This is a genomic window from Vulcanococcus limneticus LL, from assembly GCF_002252705.1.
GTDB lineage: Bacteria > Cyanobacteriota > Cyanobacteriia > PCC-6307 > Cyanobiaceae > Vulcanococcus > Vulcanococcus limneticus.
Genome location: NZ_NQLA01000005.1, coordinates 104,556 through 128,891, shown reverse-complemented (window position 1 = coordinate 128,891; position 24,336 = coordinate 104,556). Strand labels below are relative to the sequence as shown.

Annotated in this window: 21 protein-coding genes and 2 pseudogenes; 12 read left to right on the top strand and 11 right to left on the bottom strand. The window is 66.0% G+C overall.

Annotated features, from left to right (window positions below; all coding sequences use genetic code 11):
* Positions 1-684: 684 nt before the first annotated feature.
* Entirely contained in the window at positions 685-1,677 is a 993-nt protein-coding gene (locus CJZ98_RS04780; RefSeq protein ID WP_094588883.1) for an FUSC family protein, read from the bottom strand.
* Positions 1,678-2,303: 626 nt separating this feature from the next.
* The gene (locus CJZ98_RS04775) at positions 2,304-3,014 is read right to left on the bottom strand and encodes a calcium-binding protein (protein ID WP_094588881.1); all 711 of its coding nucleotides are present in this window, start codon (positions 3,012-3,014) and stop codon (positions 2,304-2,306) included.
* A gap of 267 nt (positions 3,015-3,281) precedes the next feature.
* On the opposite strand from CJZ98_RS04775, the gene CJZ98_RS04770 reads away from it, so the two are divergent.
* Entirely contained in the window at positions 3,282-5,123 is a 1,842-nt protein-coding gene (locus CJZ98_RS04770; protein ID WP_108723281.1) for a glycosyltransferase family 2 protein, read from the top strand.
* Here CJZ98_RS04770 and CJZ98_RS04765 read toward each other — a convergent pair.
* The 4 genes from CJZ98_RS04765 to CJZ98_RS04750 form a co-directional block, all read right to left on the bottom strand.
* The gene (locus CJZ98_RS04765; RefSeq protein ID WP_198537497.1) at positions 5,083-7,332 is read right to left on the bottom strand and encodes a DUF6492 family protein; all 2,250 of its coding nucleotides are present in this window, start codon (positions 7,330-7,332) and stop codon (positions 5,083-5,085) included. The genes CJZ98_RS04770 and CJZ98_RS04765 overlap by 41 nt on opposite strands.
* Complete coding sequence (locus tag CJZ98_RS04760; protein ID WP_094588875.1) at positions 7,329-9,230, bottom strand: tetratricopeptide repeat protein; 1,902 nt, start codon at positions 9,228-9,230, stop codon at positions 7,329-7,331. The genes CJZ98_RS04765 and CJZ98_RS04760 overlap by 4 nt, the downstream gene beginning before the upstream one ends.
* 85 nt (positions 9,231-9,315) lie before the next feature.
* Positions 9,316-10,602, bottom strand: coding sequence for a hypothetical protein (locus CJZ98_RS04755; protein WP_094588873.1), 1,287 nt, complete (start codon positions 10,600-10,602; stop codon positions 9,316-9,318).
* A 55-nt stretch (positions 10,603-10,657) separates the two neighbouring features.
* Positions 10,658-13,219 carry a polysaccharide biosynthesis tyrosine autokinase gene (locus CJZ98_RS04750; protein ID WP_094588871.1) on the bottom strand — a complete coding sequence of 854 codons (2,562 nt, stop codon included), beginning with the start codon at positions 13,217-13,219 and terminating at the stop codon, positions 10,658-10,660.
* Positions 13,220-13,500: 281 nt separating this feature from the next.
* Between CJZ98_RS04750 and CJZ98_RS04745 the strand changes: the two genes are divergently transcribed.
* The 7 genes and pseudogenes from CJZ98_RS04745 to CJZ98_RS04715 all read left to right on the top strand — a co-directional run.
* On the top strand, positions 13,501-14,487 hold the full coding sequence (locus tag CJZ98_RS04745; protein ID WP_232756200.1) for an SLBB domain-containing protein: 987 nt from the start codon (positions 13,501-13,503) through the stop codon (positions 14,485-14,487).
* Positions 14,488-14,491: 4 nt separating this feature from the next.
* Complete coding sequence (locus CJZ98_RS04740; RefSeq protein ID WP_094588867.1) at positions 14,492-14,998, top strand: protein-tyrosine phosphatase family protein; 507 nt, start codon at positions 14,492-14,494, stop codon at positions 14,996-14,998.
* Between the two features lie 218 nt (positions 14,999-15,216).
* The gene (locus CJZ98_RS04735) at positions 15,217-15,687 is read left to right on the top strand and encodes a hypothetical protein (protein ID WP_094588865.1); all 471 of its coding nucleotides are present in this window, start codon (positions 15,217-15,219) and stop codon (positions 15,685-15,687) included.
* A gap of 378 nt (positions 15,688-16,065) precedes the next feature.
* On the top strand, positions 16,066-17,178 hold the full coding sequence (gmd, locus tag CJZ98_RS04730) for a GDP-mannose 4,6-dehydratase (RefSeq protein ID WP_232756199.1): 1,113 nt from the start codon (positions 16,066-16,068) through the stop codon (positions 17,176-17,178).
* Positions 17,175-18,194, top strand: a complete 1,020-nt coding sequence (locus CJZ98_RS04725; RefSeq protein ID WP_094588863.1) for a GDP-L-fucose synthase family protein — start codon at positions 17,175-17,177, stop codon at positions 18,192-18,194. Before gmd ends, CJZ98_RS04725 begins: the two co-directional genes overlap by 4 nt.
* Positions 18,195-18,374: 180 nt before the next feature.
* On the top strand, positions 18,375-18,605 hold the full coding sequence (locus CJZ98_RS04720) for a ribbon-helix-helix protein, CopG family (protein ID WP_094588861.1): 231 nt from the start codon (positions 18,375-18,377) through the stop codon (positions 18,603-18,605).
* 69 nt (positions 18,606-18,674) lie between these two features.
* Positions 18,675-18,803, top strand: a pseudogene (locus CJZ98_RS04715) (type II toxin-antitoxin system RelE family toxin); the annotation flags it as partial.
* Between the two features lie 61 nt (positions 18,804-18,864).
* Here CJZ98_RS04715 and CJZ98_RS04710 read toward each other — a convergent pair.
* Entirely contained in the window at positions 18,865-19,077 is a 213-nt protein-coding gene (locus CJZ98_RS04710) for a type II toxin-antitoxin system HicB family antitoxin (RefSeq protein ID WP_094588857.1), read from the bottom strand.
* The gene (locus CJZ98_RS04705; RefSeq protein ID WP_232756198.1) at positions 19,074-19,274 is read right to left on the bottom strand and encodes a type II toxin-antitoxin system HicA family toxin; all 201 of its coding nucleotides are present in this window, start codon (positions 19,272-19,274) and stop codon (positions 19,074-19,076) included. Before CJZ98_RS04705 ends, CJZ98_RS04710 begins: the two co-directional genes overlap by 4 nt.
* 159 nt (positions 19,275-19,433) lie before the next feature.
* Between CJZ98_RS04705 and CJZ98_RS04700 the strand changes: the two genes are divergently transcribed.
* Both CJZ98_RS04700 and CJZ98_RS04695 read left to right on the top strand, forming a co-directional pair.
* Positions 19,434-20,378 carry a UDP-glucuronic acid decarboxylase family protein gene (locus tag CJZ98_RS04700; protein ID WP_094588855.1) on the top strand — a complete coding sequence of 315 codons (945 nt, stop codon included), beginning with the start codon at positions 19,434-19,436 and terminating at the stop codon, positions 20,376-20,378.
* A 56-nt stretch (positions 20,379-20,434) separates the two neighbouring features.
* Positions 20,435-21,206: pseudogene (locus CJZ98_RS04695) on the top strand (nucleotide sugar dehydrogenase); the annotation flags it as partial.
* Positions 21,207-21,297: 91 nt separating this feature from the next.
* Here the strand turns inward: CJZ98_RS04695 and CJZ98_RS04690 are convergent.
* From CJZ98_RS04690 to CJZ98_RS04680, 3 genes are read right to left on the bottom strand one after another with little or no spacing between them, the layout of a single operon-like run.
* Complete coding sequence (locus CJZ98_RS04690; RefSeq protein ID WP_094588853.1) at positions 21,298-21,588, bottom strand: hypothetical protein; 291 nt, start codon at positions 21,586-21,588, stop codon at positions 21,298-21,300.
* Positions 21,585-21,839 carry a hypothetical protein gene (locus tag CJZ98_RS04685; protein ID WP_094588851.1) on the bottom strand — a complete coding sequence of 85 codons (255 nt, stop codon included), beginning with the start codon at positions 21,837-21,839 and terminating at the stop codon, positions 21,585-21,587. The genes CJZ98_RS04690 and CJZ98_RS04685 overlap by 4 nt, the downstream gene beginning before the upstream one ends.
* A 13-nt stretch (positions 21,840-21,852) precedes the next feature.
* Positions 21,853-22,062: a type II toxin-antitoxin system HicB family antitoxin gene (locus tag CJZ98_RS04680; protein WP_094588850.1), complete on the bottom strand. Its 210-nt coding sequence runs from the start codon at positions 22,060-22,062 to the stop codon at positions 21,853-21,855.
* A gap of 276 nt (positions 22,063-22,338) precedes the next feature.
* Here CJZ98_RS04680 and CJZ98_RS04675 point away from each other — a divergent pair, with 276 nt between their 5' ends.
* Both CJZ98_RS04675 and CJZ98_RS04670 read left to right on the top strand, forming a co-directional pair.
* Positions 22,339-23,241, top strand: coding sequence for a DUF2887 domain-containing protein (locus CJZ98_RS04675; protein ID WP_094588848.1), 903 nt, complete (start codon positions 22,339-22,341; stop codon positions 23,239-23,241).
* A 278-nt stretch (positions 23,242-23,519) separates the two neighbouring features.
* Positions 23,520-24,287 (top strand): ABC transporter permease, encoded by a 768-nt coding sequence (locus CJZ98_RS04670; protein ID WP_315861401.1) that lies wholly within the window; start codon positions 23,520-23,522, stop codon positions 24,285-24,287.
* The last annotated feature ends 49 nt before the right edge of the window (positions 24,288-24,336 follow it).

Genomic DNA, 24,336 nt, shown 5'->3' with positions numbered 1-24,336 from the left:
ACTGAGCCACCAGCTTGCGACGCTAGAGGCCAATCCAGGCTTAAAGAATATTGGCTGATCTAAGCGGGCACTCAAGCCTCTATTGTCCAGAGTTTCCCTAGTGTCGGAGGATACTGAAGTTTCAGCGATCAGATGCGTGTCTTTGTAAAACGCATGATTGCCGGCGTAAGAGCGTTCCCTTTAGTCGATTCAGCCGAATAGCCCCCTGATTGTTTAGGTTTATTTTCAATTAGCACCCTCTTTGAGGTGGGCTAAGGATCGGTCATGCCGCATTTCGTCCTGAGGGTGCAGTGCTCCTTCCCCGGCCCCAGGCCATTGGCTGGCAGTCGGGGCGTGCTGGGGAGCTCATGCGGGGGTCTCAGGCTGCGCTGGACCCTCTGCGGTGAGGATGTCGTTCACAAAGGCAGTCAGCTCAGTGATCGGGGGCGGCCCGCTCTGCCGATCGGCAGCAGCTTCGAGGGGGAGGTCGTCAGAGCGCCCCGCAGGGCTTTCTGCAGCCTCACCATCGCGCTGTAGCGGAGCGATCCGCCTCCCAAGGCATGACCCAAGCCGCACGGAGGCCGCCGTGCGCTTGCCGACTACACGCCCCAAAGCAGGATTCACGGCTTGAGCCCCCGCGCGCAGTCACCCTTGACGGGGTTACAGGACTCACTGGTGGGGTGACTCCTCTCCGATCTGGAGGGATCAAAGGGGTTGCCCGCCTTGGGCCGCCTGAAAGCGCTGCTCGATCGGGTGGGCGAGGGCCATCACACCCAGGCTGATGGCGATGCCGATGGCACAGGCCTGCAGACGCTTGTCGGCCATCTGCGGCAGGTCGGTGGCGTTGCTGTTGAACAGCACGATCGTGGCGGTGAGGGCGGCGACCATCAGCGCCGGATGGCCTTGGCGTGCCGCGATCGCGGCAGTGAGCGCGGCCAGGGCGATGGCTGGCACCTGAAGGGGGAGGCTGTGGGGCAGGGCCGGGGCCAGCACGATCACCAGTACAACGCCGGCCAGGGTTCCCAGGGAGCGATGCAGGGCAACCCTCCAGGCATCCCGCACGAACGGCCGCAGCACCAGGAACGGCGTGAGGATCAACCAAAGCCCATTGATGTGCCAGTGGTGCTGCAGGGCGATCGGGGTGCTGATCAGGGTGGTGGCGGCCAGCAGCAGGCCATAGGCCAGGGCGCGGCGCCAGCTATGGGCCACTGCAAACGCTCCTGGGGTGTCTACCCCGTCCTGACGGGGCAGCAGCTTGCTGAGCAGCAGGGTTGTGAGGCTGCCTGACGCGAGCATGGCGAGGACCAGCCTCGCCAGTTCGCTGGTTGTGGCGGTTGATGCGAGCGGACTGTTGGTAATCAGCAGGCAGAGGCTCACCACCATCAGCCAGTACACCGGCTGCAGCTGCCACCGGGCGCTCAGGCCCAGGCCGAGGGCTGTGATCGTCATCACGACGGTGCCCGCGGCCGGATCGCTCTGGCTCAGCACGGCCGGGATGGTGAGCAAGGCCAGGCTGCCCATGCCCAGCAGGGCCTGACGCCAGCCCAGCTTGATGCCGATCACCAAGGTGGCCAGGTTCGCCAGACAGAGCAGGCCACCGGCGCGTTCGATGCCAAGCCCGCGGGCGATCTGCTCCGCCAGCACCAGGCAGATCACCACCACAAGCGTCAGCACCACGGGCCGAGTGCGTGACGTCATCCCAGGCGGTCTCCTTCTAAGGGCGACTCAGTCAACTGCGTCGCGGCCTGCCGGGGGCGCCGCGGGCAGCACCTATCAGGTGGGGCCCAATCCACGGCGCGAGGGGTTCCTCTGGTTTCTGCGGCCGGCGTGGCTTCCCTTTGAAGCCGGATCCCACTGATCTGTTGGTGGCCGAGGCCAGACTCTACGTTTCGGTGCTAATCAGCTAGGGGAAACCCTGGACCATCCAGCCCATCTGCGGGGCAGTGGCCCTGTGAGGGCAGGGTGGATGGGCGGCAAGCAGCTCGGCTTCTCTGATTACGAGCAGACCATCGCCGAGAAGCAGGCTAAACGCGAGAAGTTCTAGGTGGAGATGGAGGCGGTGGTTCTCTGGTAAGCACTGATCGAGCGAATCGAGCCCTCCGACCCCATACCCACTAAGAAGGGCGGGCGCCCTCATGAGACAACGATCCTGACCTGCCGCCACCTGCTGGAGAAGCATGGATCTGGTGAGCAGATCTTTTTGACGGCCAAAGCCCACCAGAGCGAGAAGCGAGGCGAGGTCATGGTGGCCTTGGCTCGCCCCAACTCAACGAGAAGTTGAAATCGGCATGCGATCCCAGCAATACGTAGAGAAAGCCGCTAATCTAAATCGAGCCAAATAGGATGCCATTCTGCACCGCCTCGAGGGAGGTGTTCTCAAAGATCGTAGTGCCAATCCCTGCGATTGTCATCAGGACATTGCCATTGACAACCTCATAAGTGGGGGCCGCGCCAGCCGGCACCACAATGCGGTCGCCTTGGCCGAAGGTGTAGTCGGCAACCAGGTCGTTTCCTTCGGAGAAAATGAACTGATCAGCCCCAAGGCCGCCAGTCAGGGTGTCATTGCCTACATTTCCGTTGAGAAGGTCATCGCCCAGGCCGCCGCTGACAAAGTCATTGCCTTGCCCGCCAAAGCAAGTGTCGTTTCCCTGGCCTCCGAAAACGGTGTCATTGCCTAGGTTGCCGTTCAGGAAGTCGTTGTCCAGGTTTCCATTGGCGAAGTCGTCGCCTTGACCGCCGCGAATGGTATCCGCACCCTGCCCGCCGCGCAGTGGGTCGTTGCCCCGATTACCGTTCAAGACATCCTGTCCCTGATTGCCGGTAATCAGGTCATCGCCATCTCCGCCGCTGATCGTGTCGTTGCCATCTCCGCCTGAAATGGAGTCGTTGCCCGATCCGGACGTAATTGAGTTGTTACCATCACTGCCATTGATAATAAGATTATCGGTGGCGGTCGACTGATTCAGGCTACTATTTCCAGCGCCAAGGACAAAATAGTCTTCCGACGGGAAGTCGGGTGGTTGCGCGAAGGACATGATGGATCAAGCGTATCTCCATGATGCTAGCCTGACTTCATAGGGACGCCACAAGGTCGATCCGGGTCAACAGTTCCGGTGCGACCAGGTGCTCGATGATCCGGGGGCCAGGTCAGGGCGTCGGGAGCCTGGACCTGTGCATGAGCTCCCAGTGGGCGCACTGCTTGGTCCCCATCGCTTGGCTCCCTATCGTCGGTTCCTGGCTGGAAAGAGCCTGATTCGACGCTGGACCGGTGGATGGCAGTTCCCGTTTCACCGACCAGTCCCATGCCGCCAACGGGTGAGGCCCGCCAGCTCTACCAGCAGGCCAGGCAGGCCAGTGACCAGGGACGTTGGCAGGAGGCCTTGGAGCTGCTGCGCAACAGCTGCCGACTGGATCGGGAGCTGGGCTGGAACTGGCTGGAGCTGGGGGAGCTCTGGCGCCAGCGGGGGGAGTTGATGCGGGCGATGGTGGCCTATGAGGCCGCGTTGGCCGCCCGCCCGGCGGATGCGCTGGAGCTGCATCGGTGCACGGAGCAGCGGTTGGACACCGTGGCGGCGGGGGAGCGGCTGACCCGGGGCCTGGGGCCCGTTTGCTATCGGCACTGGTTGGCGCAGCATGAGCCCGCCCTGCCTGAGCAGCAGACACCACTGCGACAGCAATGGCTCAGCTGGAGGACGGACAGGCGGGCTTGCCCGTCGCATACCTCCTGGTCGGACCAGCGGATCCAGCAGGGTTGGCTGGTACTGCTGGAACCGGAGGCGGTGCTGCGACCCGGGGCCCTGGCGGCGGTGGAGGCGGCCCTGCAGGTGCGCAGCGATCCCTGGTTGCCGGATCTGATCAGCGTCGATGAAGACCGGCTGGATCCGCAGGGCCGTCGCGGGGATCCCTGGTTCAAGCCCGACTACACCCCGGAGAGCTTCTGGAGCACACCCTGGCTTGGGACGCTGTCGATCTGGCGGATCGACTGGTTGCGGGATCGGGGACTGCCGCCACCTCCACCGGACCCTGAACAGTGGCTGGCCTGGCAGTTGCAGGCCCTGGCGGTTTGCCCTCGCCAGCTGCATCTGGGGTCGATCCTGGTCCATCAACGCCCTATCCAGGTCACTGGGCTGGTCAGTCCGGCATCGCTCACCCAAGCCAGGGCCCTGGAGGCGCATCTGCGTCAGATCGGTGAGGTTGTGACCCAGGTGGAACCCCATCGCGAACGGGGTACGGGGTTCCGAATCAGCTGGGCCATTCCCCGCACCTGCCTCTGCTCAGTGATCATCCCCAGCAGGGATCGCTCCGATCTGCTGGCCCCCTGCCTGGAGAGCCTGCGGGCCACGGCCTGGGCGGCGCTCGCAGGTCGCTCGCCCGCAGGGCTGGAGTTGGAACTGATCGTCGTCGACAACGGCTCGCGTGAGCAGGCCACCGCCGAGCTGCTGCGGATCTGGCAGCAGCGGCTGGGCCGCCGCCTGACCATCCATCGGGATGATGGCCCCTTCAACTGGAGCCGCCTCAACAATGTGGCGGCGCGCCAGGCCCGCGGCGAGCTGCTGTTGCTGCTCAACAACGACACCGAGGCCACGGCAGCGGGCTGGCTGGAGGCGATGGCGGGCCAGGCCCTGCGGCCGGCCATCGGGGCAGTGGGGGCAGTGCTGACCTACCCAGACGGCGCGATCCAGCACGCCGGCATCGCCGTTGGCGTGCGCGACGCCATCTTCCATCCCTACCGGCGTCTGCCACTGGATCACGGCGTCCATCGCGGCCGCTCTAGCTATCTCACGAGCTGGGGGGCCGTCACTGGCGCCTGCATGATGCTCCGGCGCTCCCTACTGGCGCAGGTTGGTTGGCTGGAGGAAGCCCTGCCGGTGGAGTTCAACGATGTGGAGCTGGGGCTGCGGCTGGCGCAGCTGGGCTACCGCAATGTGGTGGTGCCGGAGGCCGTCCTGGTGCACCGTGAGTCGCAGAGCCGTGACGCCTATCGCAGTGCGAGTGAGGCCGAAGCGCGGCAGTGGATGCTCAGCCATTGGGGCCCCCGGCTGCGGCAACGCCAGCCCTGGTGGCCCCGCCAGGCCAGTGGCTACTGGGAGGACGGCCGGCCCATCAGCCTGCCGGGGGAGCCGGGCTGGCGGCCGACGCGCTGAGGGGGTTCGGCTTGGCCATCCCTCCCTCCTGCCGTTGCTGCCAGGCCCGATACCCCTGCAGGTGCTGCTGCCACTGCTCACGCAGGTGACGGTGGAAGGTGATGTAGGCCTGGTCAAGGCGAAGTAGCTCATCGAGATCACCGCTGACCTTCCAGGGCAGGGAGCGCAGCCGCACCAGTTGGGGGGCGAACTGCAGGGCGTAGTGGAAGTAGAGGTCGTATTCGCTGGCACCGCCCTGCCGCCGATGCAGGGGATCCACCTGGGCCAGAAAGGCCTGCCAGAGCGGAACGCCGTGGATGGCTTCCACATGGGCGTGCAACCGCTCAAGGATCCGGCGGTCGAACAGCATGCAGTGGGTGATGCCGGACAGGCCTGGCGTCTGGCATTGCAGATCCGGGAGCAGCCTTTGCCGGTGGGCGCTGTAGGTGGGATTGTCCTCGCTGGCCGGATGCAGGAGCGATCGGCCCTGGCCATCGAGGAAACGCACCGGGCGCAGCAGGACGGTCTCGCTGTCGAGCACCAGCAGATGGTCCGCCAGCTCGGACAGCTGCCGCTGGGCCTGCAGTTTGATCAGCTGCTGCCACCACCAGCCCAGGGCGGCATCGGCGCCCAGAATCTGGGCCAGGGCTTCGCTGCCGGGAGGGAACTCGCGTTCATCAAGCCACTCCACCTCGGGATCACGGCACCAGTGCTGGTCCTGGTGATCGGCCGAGACCAGCAGGATGCGGCGTTGGCCACACAGATGGCGGCGTACGGCAGCCACAACGACGGCCAGCAGCTCGCGGTCCTTGGGCCCGACGGGAATGAGCACATCGATTGGCCGCTCTGTCGCGGAGCCCCTGGCCTGGTCGCCGGCAGCGGGAGTTGCTGGGGTGAGGCCGGGTCCCAGCGGCAGGCCCTCATTGCGGTAGACCCGCCAGTGCTGAGCCGCCAGCTCGGCGTCGCGATCCCGGTGGCGCCGGCAGTTGACCGCCAGGGCGGGCTGGAGGGCGGGATCGTGCAGGCAGCGGTGGATCGCTTCAGCCAGCGCCACGGCGGAACCCGGGGTGTAGTGCAGTCCCTGAACCCCGTGCAGGACCTTCTCCGCCATGCCGCCAAAGCCCGGCACCAGCAGGGGGCGACCGCAGGCCAGGGCCTCCTGGATCACCACCGGCGAGTTCTCAGGCCAGCGGGAGCCCATCACCACCCAGTCCACCTCGGCCATCAGCTGCGGGATCTGGCCCTGGCCGTAGGGGCCATGGACCACCACATGGCCACATAACCGTTTCAGGCGCTTGTCGATCTGCTGGCGACAGGCCTGCCAGTCCTCCGGCCAATGCTCCAGCTGCTGCAGATCCGTGCCGTGGATTGTGAGCACCACAGGGCCGGCGTTGCTGCGCACCACCAGCTCCAGGGCCTCCAGGATCAGATCCAGCCCCTTGAAGGGCGTGATCTGGCCGAAGTAACCCAGGCGCAGTGTGGGGGCGAGGCGGGGCGCCGGGGCAGGCGGAACCGGACCCAACGGCAACCCCAGTAGGTTGTCGATCACGCTGATCTCCGGCATCGCCCTCCCGGAGATGGCTATGGTTCGCCGGCCGATGCCCTGCTGCCGCAACCGCTCAGCCAGATAGAGGCTGGGACTGATCAGGTGATCCACCCTGGCCAGCGCCAGGCGGATCAGCTGATCGCGCAGCAGCAGATCCATGGCCGAGCGCTCGGGCAGACACTGCCGGCAGCCATGGCTGGAGGGCCCCTCGCAGGGCAGGCCATCCCGGCGCCGCAGCTGGCCGTTGTAAGGGCAGATGCTGAGGAATTCGTGCAGGGTGAGCACGATGCGGCTGGCAGGTAGCCAGTGCCGCAGGGCGGTGATCAGATCCAGCCCCAAATGGATGAAGTGATGCAGATGGACCACATCCGGTTGCCACTCCCCGACCCAGCTGGCCAGCTCCCCTCCATCGCTGAGGTCCACCGCACTGGGATGGAAGAAGTGGCAGCCGGAGCGGCGTATCAGCAGATCACGGCCGCCCTGCCCATCGTCGAGGCTGCCGATGGAGCTGCCATAGGCCAGATGCTCTTCGTCAGCGGCCGCCAGGAAACGGCTCTCCACCCCTGCCTGCCGCTGGAAGTAGCGATGCAGGGCATAGGCGGCGTTTTCTCCGCCGCCACGGTTCAGGGTCGGATGGCCGTGGGCCATCACCAGCAGCCGGAAGGGACGAGGGGCAGAACTCATGGCGGCTGAGCAGGGCGAGAGATGACCGGGCGGGGTGCGGCGATCCAGGCATTGGTGAGCACACGCCATTGATCAAGCCCATCGGCGCCAGCCCCGCGGCCTGGCATGCTCTGGCGCTCGCCATGCCAGAGCCGGGCGGCGGGCACCAGCAGGCAGCGGCGGCCGCGCTGCTGCAGGCGCAGACAGAGATCGGAGTCTTCAAAGTCGCCGCGGATGAAATCGGTGCGAAAGCCGCCCAGCTCCAGAAATTCGTGCCGCTCCACCAGCATCAGCGCACCGCTGCAGAGCGCAATGGCCTGGGGCTGGTCCCCGCCCCCCCAGGCCAGCCCTTTGCCCGGATGATGATTGAACCGCAGACCCGGCAGCTCAGGTTTGCTGATGCTCTCCATGCCGGCGTGCTGCAGGGAGCCATCGGGATGGAGTAGCAGGCCGGTGGTGATCGCCACCTCCGGATCGTCACGCCAGGCCTGCAGCAACAGCTCCAGCCAGCCCGCGGACCCGGGCAGCACATCGGAGTTGAACAGACAGAGGTAGTCCGCTTCGCTCAGGCGTGCTGCCTGGTTGATGCTGGCCGCAAAGCCCTGGTTACTGGGCTGCAGCAAGACCTGAAACGGCAGGCCGGCATGGTGTCCCTGGCTCTGACACCAGCCCAGCAGATCGGCCTCGATGCTGGGGTCATCACAGATGTAGAGCACCTGCACCCTGCCGCTGTTGATGGAGGGATCCAGGGCAAACGCGGAGAGCTGGGCCCGGATGAAATCCCAGCGCCGAAACAGGGGGATCAGGATCGCCACCTCAGCCGGGGGGGCCGCCAGCCCCACCTCCCGCGCAGCGGGACCGAACTGGAGCAGCTGGGGCTGGGGCGGTTCAGGCAGGCGTCGCTGGGCCGCTACTGCCTGGCGATGCAGGGCCACCATGGCTGGGCCGATCACGGCCGCCAGCCAGCGGAGGGCGTCACGCAGCGGCACGCCCTGGAGCTGCAGGGCAGCCAGACAGGTTTCGGCGGCCTGGGGCCAGGGCTGATCGCGCAGATCAAGGACATGGCTCGCCTCGACAAGATGGCTCGCCGCGTGACTGCCATCTCCCATCTGCAGCTGGAACAGGCCTGGCGCCTGGTTTTGTTGGGGCTCGCTGGCCGGGGATGGCCACTGGAAGCGGGCCCAGAAGCGGTAGCCACCCTGGGCTTGCGACAGAGGCCGCTCAACGACCCCCTGCAGCTGGAACTGGACAGTGCCGCTCTGACGGGCTGCCTGGGACCGGTTGAGCAGACGCAGGGACTGACCCTGCAGCGAGACCTGGGCATGGCCCGTGCAGACAACGGTCTGCCCGTCGATCAGCAGCAGGACGTCGCAGCTGTTGACCGAGTCCCCAGCGTCCCATCGGTCCTGGCCCCGTGGACCAGGGCTCTCGGGTTGATCCGCTGACTGGCAGAGCCGGCGCAGCCCCAGCAGGTGGCGGTCGTTGGGGTGGCAGGCCAGCGCCGTCGTCAGCACGGCGGTCGCCTGCTGGCCCTCACCGGCCTCCAGCAACGCCCGGACGTACCAGTAAGCGGCGGTGCAGCTCTCCTGCAGGGGGATCTGGCCATAGGCCATCTCCAAGGGCGGCAGGGCCCCCCGGGCATCCCCCTGGGCCAGTAGGGTCCGACCCAAAAAATAGGCCAGGCGTGGATCCTGGGGGGAGTGGGTCCAGGCACGCTGCAGACAGAAGCGGGCCTCATCCAGCTGGCCGAGGTGCAACAGGGCGGCTCCGCGGTAGTAGAGCTCCAGCGGATGGGCCTGCTGGGGCACCAGGGCTGCCAGCCTGGTGATCTCCAAGAGGGCCAGCCACTGTTGCCGGCGGAACTGCTGGCCCAGGGTCTGGATGTAGGTCTCGGAGAGCGTGCGGATGAGCCTGGGCATCAGTCAGCTCCCGATCGGATCATCCAGGCCTCTGCCGGAGTCGACCACTCACGCGAGGCAGGCGACCCACCTGACGCGGCACCCATCAGAACTTGAACTCCAGACTGGCCTGGAGGGAGAAACGCACCCGGTCCGTCAGGACGCTATCCGGCATGGCAATGGAGGGCGCCCCGGGGATCTCGATGCCATTGCCGTAATCACTGTTGCGGATGATGTTCTCAAACATAGGGGTGATGACCAGGCCGAGTTCGGGAAAAGGCCGGATGCTGAGTCCCATGTTCAGGTTTCTGCCGCTCCACTCGCCGATCAGGTGCAGACCATCCACCACCTCAATGGCGGCCGCACCGATGAAGTTCAAGTTGCCGAAATCACCGCCATCACGCACCGCTCGGCTACGGGTATTGGCGGAGCAATCGATCCTGCTGGGGGGCACATAATTGAACGTGTAGCAGCCAGCAGCCTTCTGGGCAGCAATCTGGGCGCCGATCTGCTTGTCCAGGGGCCGGAAGGCCCCGTTGCCAGCACCGGCGGTGAGATAGAGATTCTGGAACCATCCCTCCGGGGTGGAGCCGAGACGGATGCGTTGGCTGATCACGCCATAGGCATTTTTCTGTAGGTCAGCCTGCGGCCAGTCCCAACGGATCCAGTTCTCCACACCCAGGCGCATCGCTGTGTCGTAGCCAAAGTTGCGGGTGATGTGAAAGCCCGTCATGTTGCCGCCCAGGAACGGATCCTGCCCGCGAGGGCCCGATCCAGACACGCCCTGGGTGGTGTTGGTGATGACGATGCCCACCAGGTTGAGGGAATCGCCAAAGCCAAAGGCTGTGTTCAGATAGGCATCCCCCTGCCGTTCGATGCCATCACGCCAGGCGTTGTAGGACTCCGGCACCCGGCAGCGTCCCGCACCGGTGGTGCAGTCGATCCCTCGTCCCCCCAGGCTCAGCATCGGACCCTGGGGTCCGAACCCCACCGGCACCAGATTGCTGATCTGGGGTTTCCAGTCATCGTCGCGCCAGAGGGCGCGGAGATTGGCAAAGGTCGGCCCACTCGGAGCCGGCGGCAGGATCGTCAGGGCCGAGGGGGCAGGCTTCTTGGCGAGCTCGGCCTCGAGGTCAATGCCATTTCCCGGCAGTACCGGCTCCCAGAGCAGCTGGCCGGTGGGCACCGCTGAACTCCTGGCCACCGGCTGGGCATCGGCCGGTGGCGCCGCCAGGACTGGGGCTGCGGGAACCACTTCCCAGACCAGCTGACGACTGGACTGGCCCTTGGCCTGGATACTCAGGGGGGGCAGGGGCGGCAGGGTCTCCACTGGCACCCACACCGGTGGCCCGGCCAGGGCTGCCGGCAGGTTGCCGGCCAGCAGCAGGACCAAGGCGGAGGGAACGAGGGGGGAACCAGGGGACATGGTGGTTGGCGCCTCTGCCGGCTCAGCGGTCCAGCCAGTTCAGGCCACGGCGCAGCTGGCGCTGCAGGCCCGCAAGGCCGCGGCGCCACGGCCGCTCCGGCTGTGCAGTGGTGGACGTTGATGACCGTGAAGTTGAGGCCAGGCCCGATCGGGAGGGGCCATCGGAAGCCCCATCATCTTCTGCGTAATAACTATAGGCCGTTCGGTAATCGTAGGAGCCATAGCCATAGCGGTAGCCGTATCGATAGCCATAGCGATAGCCGTAAGCGTGGTTTGTCGATGGGTCCTCGCGTACGGCATTGGTGACCACGCCAAGCAGCTGGGCACGGGCCGAGCGAATCCGACTGATCGCTTCCCGCGGCAGGCTGCGATCCACCCGCTCCAGGCTCACGATCAGAATCAGTCCATCGAGATGCTCCGCCAGCAGGGCGGTATCGGCCAGCCCCAGTACGGGAGGGGTGTCGTAGAGAATCAGGTCAAAGTCCCCGGAGGCGGCAAGGGTTGAAATCAGCTGCTGCATGCGCTGCGAGCTCAGCAGGCGGGTGGGATCGGGGGGGCGCAGGCCGGCGGTGATCACACTCCAGTTGGGGTAGCCGGCCACCGGTTGCACAACCTCCTGCCAGCGGCTCACATCACCGGCAAGCAGGTTGGAGAGTCCGCGCAGGTTGTCCATGCCCAGGCGCTTGTGCAGCTGGGGCTTGCGCATGTCCCCATCCACCAGCAGTACCCGCTGTCCCAGTTCGGAGAGGGTTTTGGCCAGCAGCACATTCACCAGGCTTTTCCCCTCGGCCGGCAACGAACTGGTGATGGCCACGGAGCGCAACGGACGCTCCGCATTGAGGAAGCGCAGGCTTGTGTAGAGGTTGCGGAAGGCCTCCTGATAGAAAAACCGCTGGTAGCGCAGCTGGCGCTCATCTCCCGAGCGTCCTGCCGCAGGACTGGCGACGTAGGACGCTCGGGTTGTCTTGCTGGCACTGGTGCTGTCGCCAGTCGCGCTGTCCCTGGGCTCGGCGGCAGTGCGGTCCAGCTCCTCCAGCAGGAAGCGCTCATCCCGGCGTACATCGCTGAGGTAGGAAATGTGGGGAATATGGCCCAGCAGTGGTTCATTCAGTTCCTCGCGCACGTCCTGGGGCTTGTTGAACACATGGTCCAGCCGGTCCCGAAGCAGGCCAGCACCGGCACCGGCCACCAGCCCCAGCAGGCCGCCGAGCAGCAGATTGCGCGGCACTGAGGGCTTGACGGGCTCCGGGTTGACCTGCGGTTCGGCGATCACCTTCCAGGGGACGGTGCGCTGGGCGATCTCCAGCTGAAACGTCTCACGGGTCTGCAGGAAAGCCGCCAGGTTGTCGTTGGCGATCTTGAGGCGCTGCTGCAGATCGTCGTACTGCTTGATCAGGGCCGGCTGCAGCCGGAAGGCGCTGTTGAGCTGGTTGATCTCACCCTGGTTGGTCGCCAGCCGGCTGGCATTGAGGGCCAGGGCCGCATCCACGGCTTCAATCTGGCTGCTGCGCACCTGGTCAGCCAGGCGGTCGCGGCGGGCCTGCAGCCCGCGCACCATCGACGAGGAGGGGGTGTACCGGGCCCGGGTCTCGGCCAGCTGCTTCTCCAGATCGGCCAGCTGCTGCAGCATCGACTGGCTGCGGCTGGTGATCGACACCCCGCCGCCGTTACCGCCACCGCTACCGCCACCGCTCTCAGCGCCGCCAGGGCCGGTGCTGACAGCCTCCTGGAACCCCACTGCCGTGAGACTGCCGTCCTCAATGCCCCGCCGCACGGACTGCAGCCGGGCCCGCTCGGCCTGCAGACCCCGCCGCTGCACCTGCTGCGCCGCCACCTGCTCCCTGAGGGCTCCACCCTCCAGATTGGGCTCCAGCAGGTTGTTGGTGCGGCGGAAGCGGGCCAGTTCGCCCTGGATCTCGTTGGACTTGGCCTGCAGCAGGGGGGCCTGGCGATTCAGGAACTTGATGCCTTCCGCCAGGCGCTGCTGGCGCTGCTGCTGGGAGTAGTTGAGGTAGGACTGGCTGAGGGCCTGCAGCTGCTGCTTGGCCTGGACTGGGTTGGTGCCGGTCAGGGCCACCTTGAGCACCCCCTCGGCGCTCTGGCGGCGATCGCCGCCGGTGACGATGGCAATGCGCCCTGCCAGGTCGGCCGCCGAGGTGTCAAAGCGGCGGGCGATCGGGTCCAGCAGCAGCGGGCTGCGCAGCACCTCGATCAGGGTGGGGATGTCCACATTGGAGGTGTTGCGGGCCAGCTGTTCGATCACGTTGCCCTGGGTCCCGCTGCCGCTGCCGCCCCCCTCGGTCTGGGCGCTGATCGGATCGGTGATCAGCAGGTTGAACGAGCCCTCGTAAACGGGATTGAACAGACGCTGCCTGGCGGTGTAGGCGGCAGTGATGAGCAGGCAGACAGCCGCCGTCACGGCCACCAGGCGGCGGCGGCGCCTGATGGCGGCCCAGAGCTCTCCTAGGTTGATCTCCTCACTCTGAGCCTCTGGCAGCGACACCAGCGGTGGCGCCAGGGACTGGCCATCGGCGCTGGCGACCAATACCGGGGATGTGCCGGGCCTGGGGATCAGGTTGGACATCGCGACCGGCTGTGGGCATTGGCCGCAATGTACCGGCGCCTCTGGCAGCCAGCGAGGGAGCGTGGGACACTTGGTCCCCCCCGCTCAATCTTCCGGTGCTTCGGCTATCGCGTGTTGATCCGCAGCAACGCCGCCAGCACCGGATGGCCGCTGGAATCACGGCCCTCCTCATTTATGGCAGTGCCACCACAGGGGCCCAGGCTCGACCAGGAGCGGCAGCAGTGCCGGCAGTCACGACCCGGACTGCTGTGGCCCCAGCCACTCGAGCGGCACCATCGGCCGTGCCTGCCCCAGTTGAGCTACAACATGATGCCTATCTTTTAGGCCCTGGAGACCAGCTGGAGCTGAAATTCTTTGACGCCCCCGAGCTGTCTGGCACACTGGAGGTCCTGAACGACGGCACGATTCCGCTGCCTTTGATCGGCTCCGCCCGGGTGGTGGGCCTGACTCTGTCGCAGGCCAGCCAGTGGCTCACCAAGCTCTACACCCGCCAGCTGCAGCGGCCGGAACTGTTGTTACGGGTGGTCAGGCCACGCCCGATGCGGGTAGCGCTAGTGGGCGAAGTGGAGCGCCCGGGAATCTATACGATGTCTGCTAATGAGACCACCCAGACCGAAGGTGGACCCGCGATCACTGTCAGCGGGCTCCCGTCGATCGTGGATGCGATTCAGAAGGCCGGTGGCATCACGCTCAATGCCGATCTCCGCACGGTCGAGCTACAACGACGCCTCCCTGGTGATCCTCCCAGTTTCAAGCGCACCCGCCTGGATCTACTCGCCCTGGTCAGTGAGGGGGATCAATTGCAGAATCCACTGCTGTTTGATGGCGACACCATTCGCGTAGGTCGGGCGGCTGAACCGGTTGCCGAGGCCATTGAGCTGGCGGCGGCCAATCTTTCCCCCCAGGTGATCAACGTGAATGTCATCGGCGAGGTCAAGACGCCAGGCAGGCTGGATTTACCGGCCAGTACCCCGCTGATGCAGGCGGTGCTGGCTGCCGGTGGTCTTGAAACCTGGCGGGGCAAGAAGACCAACATTGAACTGGTGCGCCTGAACCGTAATGGCAGCGTGACACGCCGGAGGTTCAGGCTGGATCTGGCCCAGGGAGCTTCCAATGCCCAGAATCCACCCCTGCGGGACAACGACACCGTCATCGTGCACCGTTCCTCTCTGGCTGTTGCCTCCGATGCCATCGGTGCCATCAGCACACCGATCTCGGGACTGGTGAACATCTGGACCCTGTTTCGCCTGATCAATACAGCCAACTGAATCGGTGCTCAACTCGGCTGGTCGTCATTCAGGGCCTCGCTTCCGGATCAGCTGGGTCATTCGCCAGCGACTGGCGCTCGGACCTGCTCCGCGACGACCTGAACACTGTGAGCTGCTGGAGCGTGAGGGCCTGGCCGCCATCTTCTCACTCTGCAGCGAGGCGGAAGCCGCAGCACCGCCGGGCCTGGATCGCTTCGTCACGACCCGTCTGGTGCTTCCGGACCATCGCTCCGACCAGTCGATCGAGGTTGCAGACCTGCTGCAGGCCCTCGATGTGTTGACCCGTCTACAGCAGGCGGGTCCTGTTTTTGTGCATTGCCTGGCGTCGATGGAGCGCTCACCCCTGGTGTGCATGGCCTGGCTGGTGCGCTCGCAGGGGTTCTCCCCCCTGCAGGCGCTGGACTATTTGATGCAGATTCATCCGGGCACCAGCCCCTTGCCGAGCCAATGGCAGGCCCTGTGCGGCCTGGCGAGCGAAGCTGCACCGACATGGGGAGATCAGCCCCAGTAGCGTGTACACGCCCCCATCCAGGTCTGGCACCATGCACGAGGAGCGACTTTACACAAAACCAGCATAAAGCCGCTCCTCGTGCTAGGGTTTGCGAAAGAGGTCGTCCGCCGCGAGAGTGAGAACCTTATGATGAATTGCTTGCCATGCGCGGCGCATCGTAGTAACTGACCGCTGAATCCATGGTTGTTACATCTAACTCTGCCTCTATTCCTGTCGGCATGGACGCCGCGGAAACTGGCGCTGAGCGCCAGCCGTCGCAGGACAGGCGCCGCCGCGGACGCTCCAGGCGCCGACGGCTGTTCTGTCCTGTCCATCCCGAGCAGCGGGTCTACGGCCAGGGCCCCCGGTATTTTCTGCATCTGCTGAGCGCCGACGAGCTCCGCCAGCGGGGCATGACCGACAAGAAGGCGCGGCTGGTGATCCAGGCCCATCCGGTGCTGGTGCTGCCCAACGAGTGGCTGGAGGAGTTGTTCTGCTCTGCCTGTGGTCAGAGCCACTGGTGCCATGTGGTCAAGCAGGATCCGGCCACCTACACGGTGCACTGGGCGCCCCGGGAGCTGTGGCAGCAGGTGGCCCATGTTGACCCCTTGGTGTCGAACCCTTCGGTAAGCCAGTTCAGCCTCCGCGCTGCCCGCCAGCACGACCGGCGGCGCAACGACGGCCGGCGCTTCTATGACCTGGGCCGCTAAGGATCGGCGCCACCAGGGCGGTTTCCGCCTGCCCCCCCCTTCGACCGCGGTCCGCAGGGGCTGGCCCCCAACAGTTGCAAGGCGGTGAATTTGGGCTACAATGCGATTACAATACTGTTTGAGTTGGCCAGCTGCCGATTGACGGGCTCACGTGTTTTGGCTGAAGGAGCACCTCGCCAGCACGTGATCGGATCAGGAGATTTTTCTCTCTCCTGTATCCATTCCCTCTGATCTCAGTATTGGTGTGCCTCATGTTGCTGGGCCTGCCCTTTGTGCTGCTGTCTCCGTTTGCGGCGTCGCCGCGTTGCTGTTAGTGGTTACGATGACACTCCCGATCACCGTCGCCCCTGAGGATCGCTTGGCGGTGGAGACAGCGTTGTGACGCTTCCCGCGATAAGCCTCCGTAAAACTGCCCTGATCACTGGCATCACCGGCCAGGATGGCTCCTATCTGGCGGAGTTGCTGCTGGAGAAGGGCTACGTGGTGCATGGCATCAAGCGCCGGGCCAGCAGCTTCAATACCAGCCGCATCGATCACCTCTACCAGGATCCCCACGAGCTGGATCCCCGGCTTGTGCTGCACTACGGCGACCTAACGGACAGCACCAACCTGATCCGAATCATCCAGCAGGTACAGCCGGATGAGATCTACAACCTCGGTGCCCAGAGCCATGTGGCGGTGAGCTTCGAGGCTCCGGAATACACCGCCAATTCCGATGCCCTCGGCACGCTGCGGATCCTTGAGGCGGTGCGGATGCTGGGGCTGACGCAGAAAACCCGCCTCTATCAGGCGAGCACCAGCGAGCTCTACGGCCTGGTGCAGGAAACACCGCAGAGGGAAACCACCCCCTTCTATCCGCGCAGCCCCTACGGCGTGGCCAAGCTCTATGCCTACTGGATCACGGTGAACTACCGCGAGGCCTACGGGATGTATGCCTGCAACGGGATTCTGTTCAACCACGAGAGCCCGCGGCGCGGCGAAACCTTTGTAACGCGCAAGATCACCCGCGGTCTGGCCCGTATCGATGCGGGGCTGGATCAGTGCCTGTTCATGGGCAACCTCGATTCCCGGCGCGACTGGGGCCACGCCCGCGACTACGTGGAGATGCAGTGGCGCATGCTCCAGCAGGAGCAGCCGGAGGACTTCGTGATCGCCACGGGTCGCCAGGAGAGCGTGCGCCGCTTCATCGAACTGGCGGCGGCCCAGCTGGGCTGGGGCGGCCTGCAGTGGCAGGGCGATGGGGTGGACGAGTTCGGCCGCCGCGCCGACACCGGCGCCACCGTGGTGCGCATCGATCCCCGCTACTTCCGCCCGGCGGAGGTGGACACGCTGCTGGGTGATCCCAGCAAGGCCCACGCGAAGCTGGGCTGGACCCCCACCACGACCCTGGAGGAGCTGGTGGCCGACATGGTGAGCCACGACCGCGAGGAGGCCGCCAAGGAGGCCACCCTGCGCCGCGAGGGCTTCCAGGTGGTGGGCAGCCACGAATGAGCGTGCTGATCACCCCCGACGACCGCCTCTATGTGGCCGGCCACCGCGGCATGGCCGGCAGCGCCATCTGCCGCGCCCTGCAGCGCGCCGGCTACGGCGATCCGGCCCAGGGTGGCGCCCTGCTCACCGCCAGCCGCACGGAGCTGGATCTGCTGGATCCTGCGGCCGTGGCGGCCTGGATGGCCGAGCACCAGCCCACGGTCGTGGTGCTGGCGGCGGCGAAGGTGGGCGGCATCGGGGCCAACAGTCGCTACCCGGCCGATTTCCTGCTGCAGAACCTCAAGATCCAGACCCATGTGATCGAAACGGCCTGGCGCTCCGGGGTGCGACGGCTGCTGTTTCTGGGCAGCAGCTGCATCTACCCCAAGTTCGCTGAGCAGCCGATCCGGGAGGAGACGCTGCTCACGGGGGCGCTGGAGCCCACCAACGCGGCCTACGCGATCGCCAAGATCACCGGCATCCAGCTGTGCGACGCGCTGCGGCGGCAGCACGGCTTTGATGCCATCAGCCTGATGCCTACCAATCTCTACGGGCCGGGCGACAACTACCACCCGCAGAACAGCCACGTGCTCCCGGCCCTGATCCGCCGCTTCCATGAAGCGGCTGAGGCCGGGGCCGAGCGCGTGAGCTGCTGGGGCACCGGCACGCCACTGCGGGAATTCCTGCATGTGGACGACCTGGGCGAGGCCTGCGTGTTCGCCCTGGAGCACTGGGATCCGGCGGCGGTGGATGCCCCTCGCGCCGACGACGGCCAGCCCCTCACCCACCTGAATGTGGGCACTGGCGTGGACCTGAGCATCCGCGAGCTGGCGGAAGCGGTGGCGGCAGCCACGGGCTTCCGCGGCGCGATCACGTGGGACACCAGCCAGCCCGACGGCACCCCGAAGAAGCAGCTCGATGTGAGCCGGCTGACGGCGCTGGGCTGGCGGGCGCGGATCCCGCTGGCGGAGGGGCTGGCCAGCACCGTGGCCCTGTTCCGCGAGCAGCTGCTGCACCAGCTGGTGAGGCTGGGCTGATCCGATATCCGGGTGCCTTCTGCTCTCGCCCACGCAGAAACAGGAGGTGTACGGGCTACTGGTGCGCCGGCTGGGCAGGGCCAGTGGCAGCTGGCGGAGCCGCCAGGCACCCCAGCTCCGCACGGGCTGCAGCCTTAGAACAATGTCACTGACATCTCCGCGACTTCGCGGAGTTTTCCAATGGTTCAGGTCACGGCCCGGCTGCCCGACGCCCTTGGTGCTGAGCTGGATGCGGCGGCCCAGCAACTCAACCGCTGCCGGGCCGACATCATCCGCCAGGCCATCGAGTACTACCTCGACGACATCGAGGATCTGCGCTGCGGAGTGGCAGCACTGAAGGATCCGGCAGACCCCGCACTCGACTGGGCGGAGGTGCGCCATGCGCTGCTCGCTGCGGATGCTGGTCGCTGAGTCACAGCCCGTCCGCGGCCAAGCGCTCGCCGCACTCCCCAAGGCTGATCGCCTGCCGCCGGCTCTGCGCTCAAGGGTGAATTCGAAGGGTTGCGGCGATTGCGGGTGGGCCACTACCGCGTGGTCTACGAATGGCAGCGCAGCGACCTGGTGATCCTCGTGGTGCGCATCGGCCATCGCCGCGCGGTCTATCGCTGACGCGCCATCACACGAGAGAGGCTCACCCCTTGAGCTGTCAGGAGCCCCAGCACCTGAGCCCCTAGACGCTCACCATCTCCACTGAGCTGCTGGAGGCAGGCGCCACCTGTCCCTCGCTGGCCAGGCCCTCCAAGTGGAACTGGATGGCGGCTCGGATTTCGGCCAGCACGGCCTCGCGGGTGGATGCAGCCGCTACACAACCCGGGAGGTCGGGCACGTAGGCCGAAAAGCCGGTGCCAGCCGGTTCAATCACCACGGCGTAGGTGTGATTCATCGAAGTTCAACTCCTGACTGCTTTTCAATGCTGCGCAGGGTGCCTGGCGCCAGTTCATCACTGGGCTTTCCCGCCACCGTAACCCTGCCGGTCTGGATCGGATGCTTGAACTGGCGATGACTGCCCCGGGTGGCTGCCAGGAACCAGCCGGCCGCCTCCAAGCGCTTGATCACCGCACCAACCTTCACGTCATTCACTCGCTCAGACCTCCTGCAAGAGCAGCACGGGAGCGCAGCAAGGGGCATCCGTGAAAACACGGCTGGATGCGTGGCCTTGAGCCCGATCCGAGGATCTCGCCCCTGCGCCGCCAGGCGTCCCAGCCCGAAAGCGCCCCTCAGCCCCCACTGCGTTGTTGCATGCCCGCCTCCCTCCCCCGCAACCTGATCACCGGCGGCGCCGGCTTCGTGGGATCGCACCTGGTGGACCGGCTGATGGCAGCCGGCGAGGAGGTGCTCTGCCTCGACAACTTCTTCACCGGTCGCAAGGCGAACATCCGCCAGTGGATCGGCCATCCGCGCTTCGAGCTGATCCGCCACGACGTGACCGAAACGATCCGGCTGGAGGTGGACCGGATCTGGCACCTGGCCTGTCCGGCCTCGCCGGTGCACTACCAGTTCAATCCGATCAAGACGGCCAAAACCAGCTTCCTGGGCACCTACAACATGCTGGGCCTGGCCCGCCGGGTGGGGGCCCGGCTGCTGCTGGCCAGTACCAGTGAGGTATTTGGCGATCCCGAGGTGCACCCCCAGCCGGAGAGCTATCGCGGCTGCGTCAACACGATCGGCCTGCGCAGCTGCTACGACGAGGGCAAGCGCATCGCCGAAACCCTGTGTTTCGACTACCGGCGCATGCACGGCACCGAGATTCGGGTGGCGCGGATCTTCAACACCTACGGGCCGCGCATGCTGCCCGACGACGGCCGGGTGGTGAGCAACTTCATCGTGCAGGCCCTGAAAGGCCTGCCCCTCACCCTCTATGGCACCGGCAGCCAGACCCGCAGCTTCTGCTACGTGGACGATCTGGTGGAGGGCCTGATCCGGCTGATGAACGGAGAGCACACCGGCCCGATCAACATCGGCAACCCCGGTGAATTCACGATCCGCCAGCTGGCGGAGCTGGTGCGCTCTCGGATCAATCCGGAGCTGCCGCTGATCGAACAACCGCTGCCGGCGGATGATCCGCTGCAACGCCAACCGGTGATCGCGCTGGCGCAGCAGGAGCTGGGCTGGCAGCCCACGGTGCCGCTGGAGCAGGGGCTGGAGCCCACCATCGCCTACTTCCGCGAGGCCCTGGGCGCGTGAGCACAACGATTCGCAGCATCTGCTGCATCGGCGCCGGTTATGTGGGCGGCCCCACGATGGCGGTGATCGCCGATCGCTGCCCCGGCATCCAGGTCACGGTGGTGGACCTCAACGCCGAACGCATCGCCGCCTGGAACGACCCCGACCGCAGCCAGCTGCCGGTGTATGAGCCGGGGCTCGATGCGGTGGTGGGCTGAGCGCGGTGCCGCAACCTTCACTTCACCACTGCGGTGGAGAGGGCGATCGCCGGGGCAGACACGGTGTTCCTCTCGGTGAACACCCCCACCAAGACCAAGGGTGTGGGGGCCGGCCAGGCCAGTGACCTGCGCTGGATCGAGGCCTCCGCCCGCCAGGTGGCCGCCGCCGCCCAGGGGCACACCATCGTGGTGGAGAAGAGCACCCTGCCGGTGCGCACTGCCGAAACGGTGCAGACCATCCTCAGCGCCGCCCAGGCTGCGGATGGCAAAACCTTCTCCGTGCTTTCCAACCCGGAGTTCCTGGCGGAGGGCACGGCCATCGCCGATCTGGAGGCCCCCGATCGGGTGCTGATCGGGGGCGAGGATTCCGAAGCGATCGAGGAGCTGGCGGCGATCTACGGCCACCGGAGCGGCTGTGCAGGAGGTGGCCCGGGCAATCGGCAGCGACACCCGCCTCGGCTCCAAGTTTCTCAAGGCCGGTCCGGGCTTTGGCGGCAGCTGCTTCCAGAAGGACATCCTCAACCTGGTGTACCTCTGCGGCCACTACGGCCTCCAGGAGGTGGCGGCCTACTGGCAGCAGGTAGTGGCGCTCAACAGCTGGCAACAGCAGCGCATCGCCGGCCTGGCTGTTTGATGCGCGGGCCAAGGCCGATGCGGCGGCAGCGCGGGCGGCGGGGCTGAACGTCTGGTGTGTGGGAGAGGGGGCCGATGGCTGATCCCGATCAATAGGCCGAGTCGTGATCGGGGTGGAGCGAGAGCAACCTCAGCCAGGAGCCATCGCGCCAGGCCACAGCTCGGCAGCTGCGGCTGATCGTCAGGGAATACAGCCGTTCACCCGCAGAGCCCTGGCGGCTCTGGATCAGCTCCCAGCGCAGCCCCTTGCTGCCTTGCAGCTGCTCCCAGCTCATCGCCTGAAGCAGGCGCAGGGTCTTGAGCACGGCCCAGGCCTCTGACTTTTCCAAGGCCAGCAGATTGGCCTGAAACTCCGGGTTGTTGAGGTCGAGCCGAATCACAACATCCCCAGGTGCTGCTCCAGGGCGTCGAGATCCGCGGAGATAGGAGGCTGATCCATGGCAGCCATGGCCCGATCGAGACGAGCCGCGGATTCCGGTTGATGCAGCCAGAGCTCGCTGTCGGGGATGGTCTGGGCCGTTTTGATCACCCAGACCCCGGGCTCGCGGCTGTCGACCACCACGGTGCGACCAGCGAACTCCTTGCCCAAAGAGATCTGGCCGCTGGCCCCAATCTGCTTGACGGTTTTCATGCTGCCCTGGTTTTCATGCCTTCATGCTAGGGCTCTTTGGAGCGCTTCCTCCCTGCACGCTCACCATCTCCAGGCCCTCCAGGTGGAACTGGATGGCGGCTCGAATCTCGACCAGCACGGCCTCGCGGCTGGAGGCAGCGGCCACACACCCCGGCAGGTCGGGCACGTAGGCCGAAAAGCCGGTGCCAGCCGGTTCAATCACCACGGCGACGGTGACCTTCATCGAAAGAGAGCTCCAGACTGCTTTTCAATGCTGCGCACTGGGCTTTACCGCCACCGGAACCCCGCCGGGCCGGATCAGATGCTTGAACTCGCGGCACGGCTTGCGGACGTGAACCTGATCTGGAGAGCTTCCCCCTGAACCGCCAGGCGTCCCAGCCGGAACAAGCCACTCAGCCTCCTGCCACCAACGAGGCTCCACGCACACCAAGCCCCCTCACGACCTGCAGCCCCAACCCCACGCCGCGGCTACCTTTTCGCCAGCCAGCGCCCGCTGCCATTGAACACCGACCGCTGGTACTACCGCGTCTTCCAGAGCGCCCCCGATCTGATCCGCTCACTGCTGCCCGGCTCAGCCACCGCCGCCACCGCACTGGGACTTGACCCGACAGCCCCCGGCGATCGCCTCTACCGCTTTGAGGCACTGGAGATTAAAGAGCTGAGCCACCGCCTCGATGGTGTTTTGTGGCCCCGCCAAAGCACCGGCTGCGCTGAAATCGGCTGCGCCGACTTCCCTGTGGTGCTGCTGGAGGTGCAGATGCACCCGGATCCAGGCTTCCACCACCGCCTGGCGGCGCAGAGCTACCGCTTTCTGCAGCGGCACCCACAGCTGGAACACCTGGAAGTTGTGCTGATCACGCCTCACAAGCGGATCGGCCTCGGCCCCACCAAGCTGCCCAGACTCCTGAAGGTGCTCTTGCAGGAGGTGCACTGGATCAGCCTGGAGGAGCTGAGCCAGCAGCCAGATCTCGACCCCCTGCTCAACTTGCTCACCTTGCCGGTGCGCCCAGAGAGCGAGCTGGCGGCCAGCAGTCAGCAGATTCTGGCCAGGCGGCCTGATCTAGACACGGTTGTGCTGCCTATGCTGGTGCAACGGTTTCCTGAACTCACCGAGGAGCAAATCATGGTGATTGCCGGCATCCCCCGCGAAGAAATCCGCCACACCCGCGCCGTTCAGGACTGGCTTGCCGAGGGCCGCCAGGAGGGCCGACAGGAGGGCCGCCAGGAAGGCGAAGCGGCTGTTACACTCCGCCAACTCAACCGCCGCTGCGGCCCCCTCAGCGACGCCATCACCGCCCAGATCCAGGCCCTGCCGCTGGAGCAATTGGAAGCCCTGGCCGACGCCCTGCTCGACTTCCATGGCCCGGCCGACCTGGCCGCCTGGCTGGCCGCCAACGCCTGAACCACCAACGCCTGAGGCCCCTGCCCCGCTGCCTCCGGCAGCGGGGCTTTTTGTTGCCGGCCACCCGCCCCAGCAACACATCTGGTGTGCCCAACGGCCACAGTCCTAAGCGCCTTGGAGGGGCTCCCCCCTGAGCCGCCAGGCGTCCCAGCCGGAACAAACCCCGGTGCCTCCGCCACCCCACCAGTTCCGTGATGCCCGCCACCCGCACCCGCGACCCCGCCAACCAGTGGCTGGTGCTCGAGCCCAACCGGATCGAGAAGCAGTAAAGGAAAGACCTGTGGCGCTACCGGGAGCTGTTCGCGATCCTGGCCTGGCGCGACATCGCCGTGCGCTACAAGCAGACCGTCATCGGCGTGGCCTGGGCGCTGATCCGGCCGTTCCTCACGATGCTTGTGTTCACGGTGATCTCTGGCCGGCTGGCCAAGCTGCCCACGGAGGGTGATGCGCCCTATGCGGTGCTGGTGTTTGCCGCGATGCTGCCCTGGCAGTTCTTCAGCACGGCGCTGAGCAGCTGCTCCGACAGCCTGATTGCCAATAGCAACCTGCTCACCAAGGTGTACTTCCCGCGGTTGATCGTGCCGGCGGCGGCGGTGATCACCAGCTTTGTGGACTTCCTGATCTCGTTTGTGATCCTGGCCGGACTGATGCTCTGGTATCAGTGGTGGCCCAGCTGGCGGCTGCTCACCCTGCCGCTGTGGGTGGCGGTGGCCTTTGCAGCCAGTATGGGCGCCGGGCTGTGGCTGGCCAGCCTGACTGTGCAATACCGCGACTTCCGCTATGTGGTGCCGTTTCTGGTGCAGTTCGGCCTGTATGTGAGCCCGGTGGGCTTCTCCAGCGCGATCGTGCCGGCCAAGTGGCAGCTGCTCTATGCACTCAACCCGATGGTGGGTGTGATCGAGGGTTTTCGCTGGGCGATCATCGGCCGAGGCGCGGCGATCAACCCGGCGGGGTTCTGGTTGTCGATGGCGATCGTGGCGCTGCTGCTTGTTACGGGGATCGGCCAGTTCCGGCGGATGGAGAAGCGCTTTGCGGATGTGATCTAAGCGGACCCACCCCGACCGTCTCGGTGCTTTTGCTCGAAAACCCCTAAGA

Bases quoted from the DNA above. Each gene is read 5' to 3' on its own strand.
- CJZ98_RS04780 (WP_094588883.1), bottom strand. From the start codon at position 1,677: ATGACGTCACGCACTCGGCCCGTGGTGCTGACGCTTGTGGTGGTGATC.
- CJZ98_RS04775 (WP_094588881.1), bottom strand. From the start codon at position 3,014: ATGTCCTTCGCGCAACCACCCGACTTCCCGTCGGAAGACTATTTTGTC.
- CJZ98_RS04770 (WP_108723281.1), top strand. From the start codon at position 3,282: ATGCCGCCAACGGGTGAGGCCCGCCAGCTCTACCAGCAGGCCAGGCAG.
- CJZ98_RS04765 (WP_198537497.1), bottom strand. From the start codon at position 7,332: ATGAGTTCTGCCCCTCGTCCCTTCCGGCTGCTGGTGATGGCCCACGGC.
- CJZ98_RS04760 (WP_094588875.1), bottom strand. From the start codon at position 9,230: ATGCCCAGGCTCATCCGCACGCTCTCCGAGACCTACATCCAGACCCTG.
- CJZ98_RS04750 (WP_094588871.1), bottom strand. From the start codon at position 13,219: ATGTCCAACCTGATCCCCAGGCCCGGCACATCCCCGGTATTGGTCGCC.
- CJZ98_RS04735 (WP_094588865.1), top strand. From the start codon at position 15,217: ATGGACGCCGCGGAAACTGGCGCTGAGCGCCAGCCGTCGCAGGACAGG.
- CJZ98_RS04725 (WP_094588863.1), top strand. From the start codon at position 17,175: ATGAGCGTGCTGATCACCCCCGACGACCGCCTCTATGTGGCCGGCCAC.
- CJZ98_RS04720 (WP_094588861.1), top strand. From the start codon at position 18,375: ATGGTTCAGGTCACGGCCCGGCTGCCCGACGCCCTTGGTGCTGAGCTG.
- CJZ98_RS04710 (WP_094588857.1), bottom strand. From the start codon at position 19,077: ATGAATCACACCTACGCCGTGGTGATTGAACCGGCTGGCACCGGCTTT.
- CJZ98_RS04700 (WP_094588855.1), top strand. From the start codon at position 19,434: ATGCCCGCCTCCCTCCCCCGCAACCTGATCACCGGCGGCGCCGGCTTC.
- CJZ98_RS04685 (WP_094588851.1), bottom strand. From the start codon at position 21,839: ATGAAAACCGTCAAGCAGATTGGGGCCAGCGGCCAGATCTCTTTGGGC.
- CJZ98_RS04680 (WP_094588850.1), bottom strand. From the start codon at position 22,062: ATGAAGGTCACCGTCGCCGTGGTGATTGAACCGGCTGGCACCGGCTTT.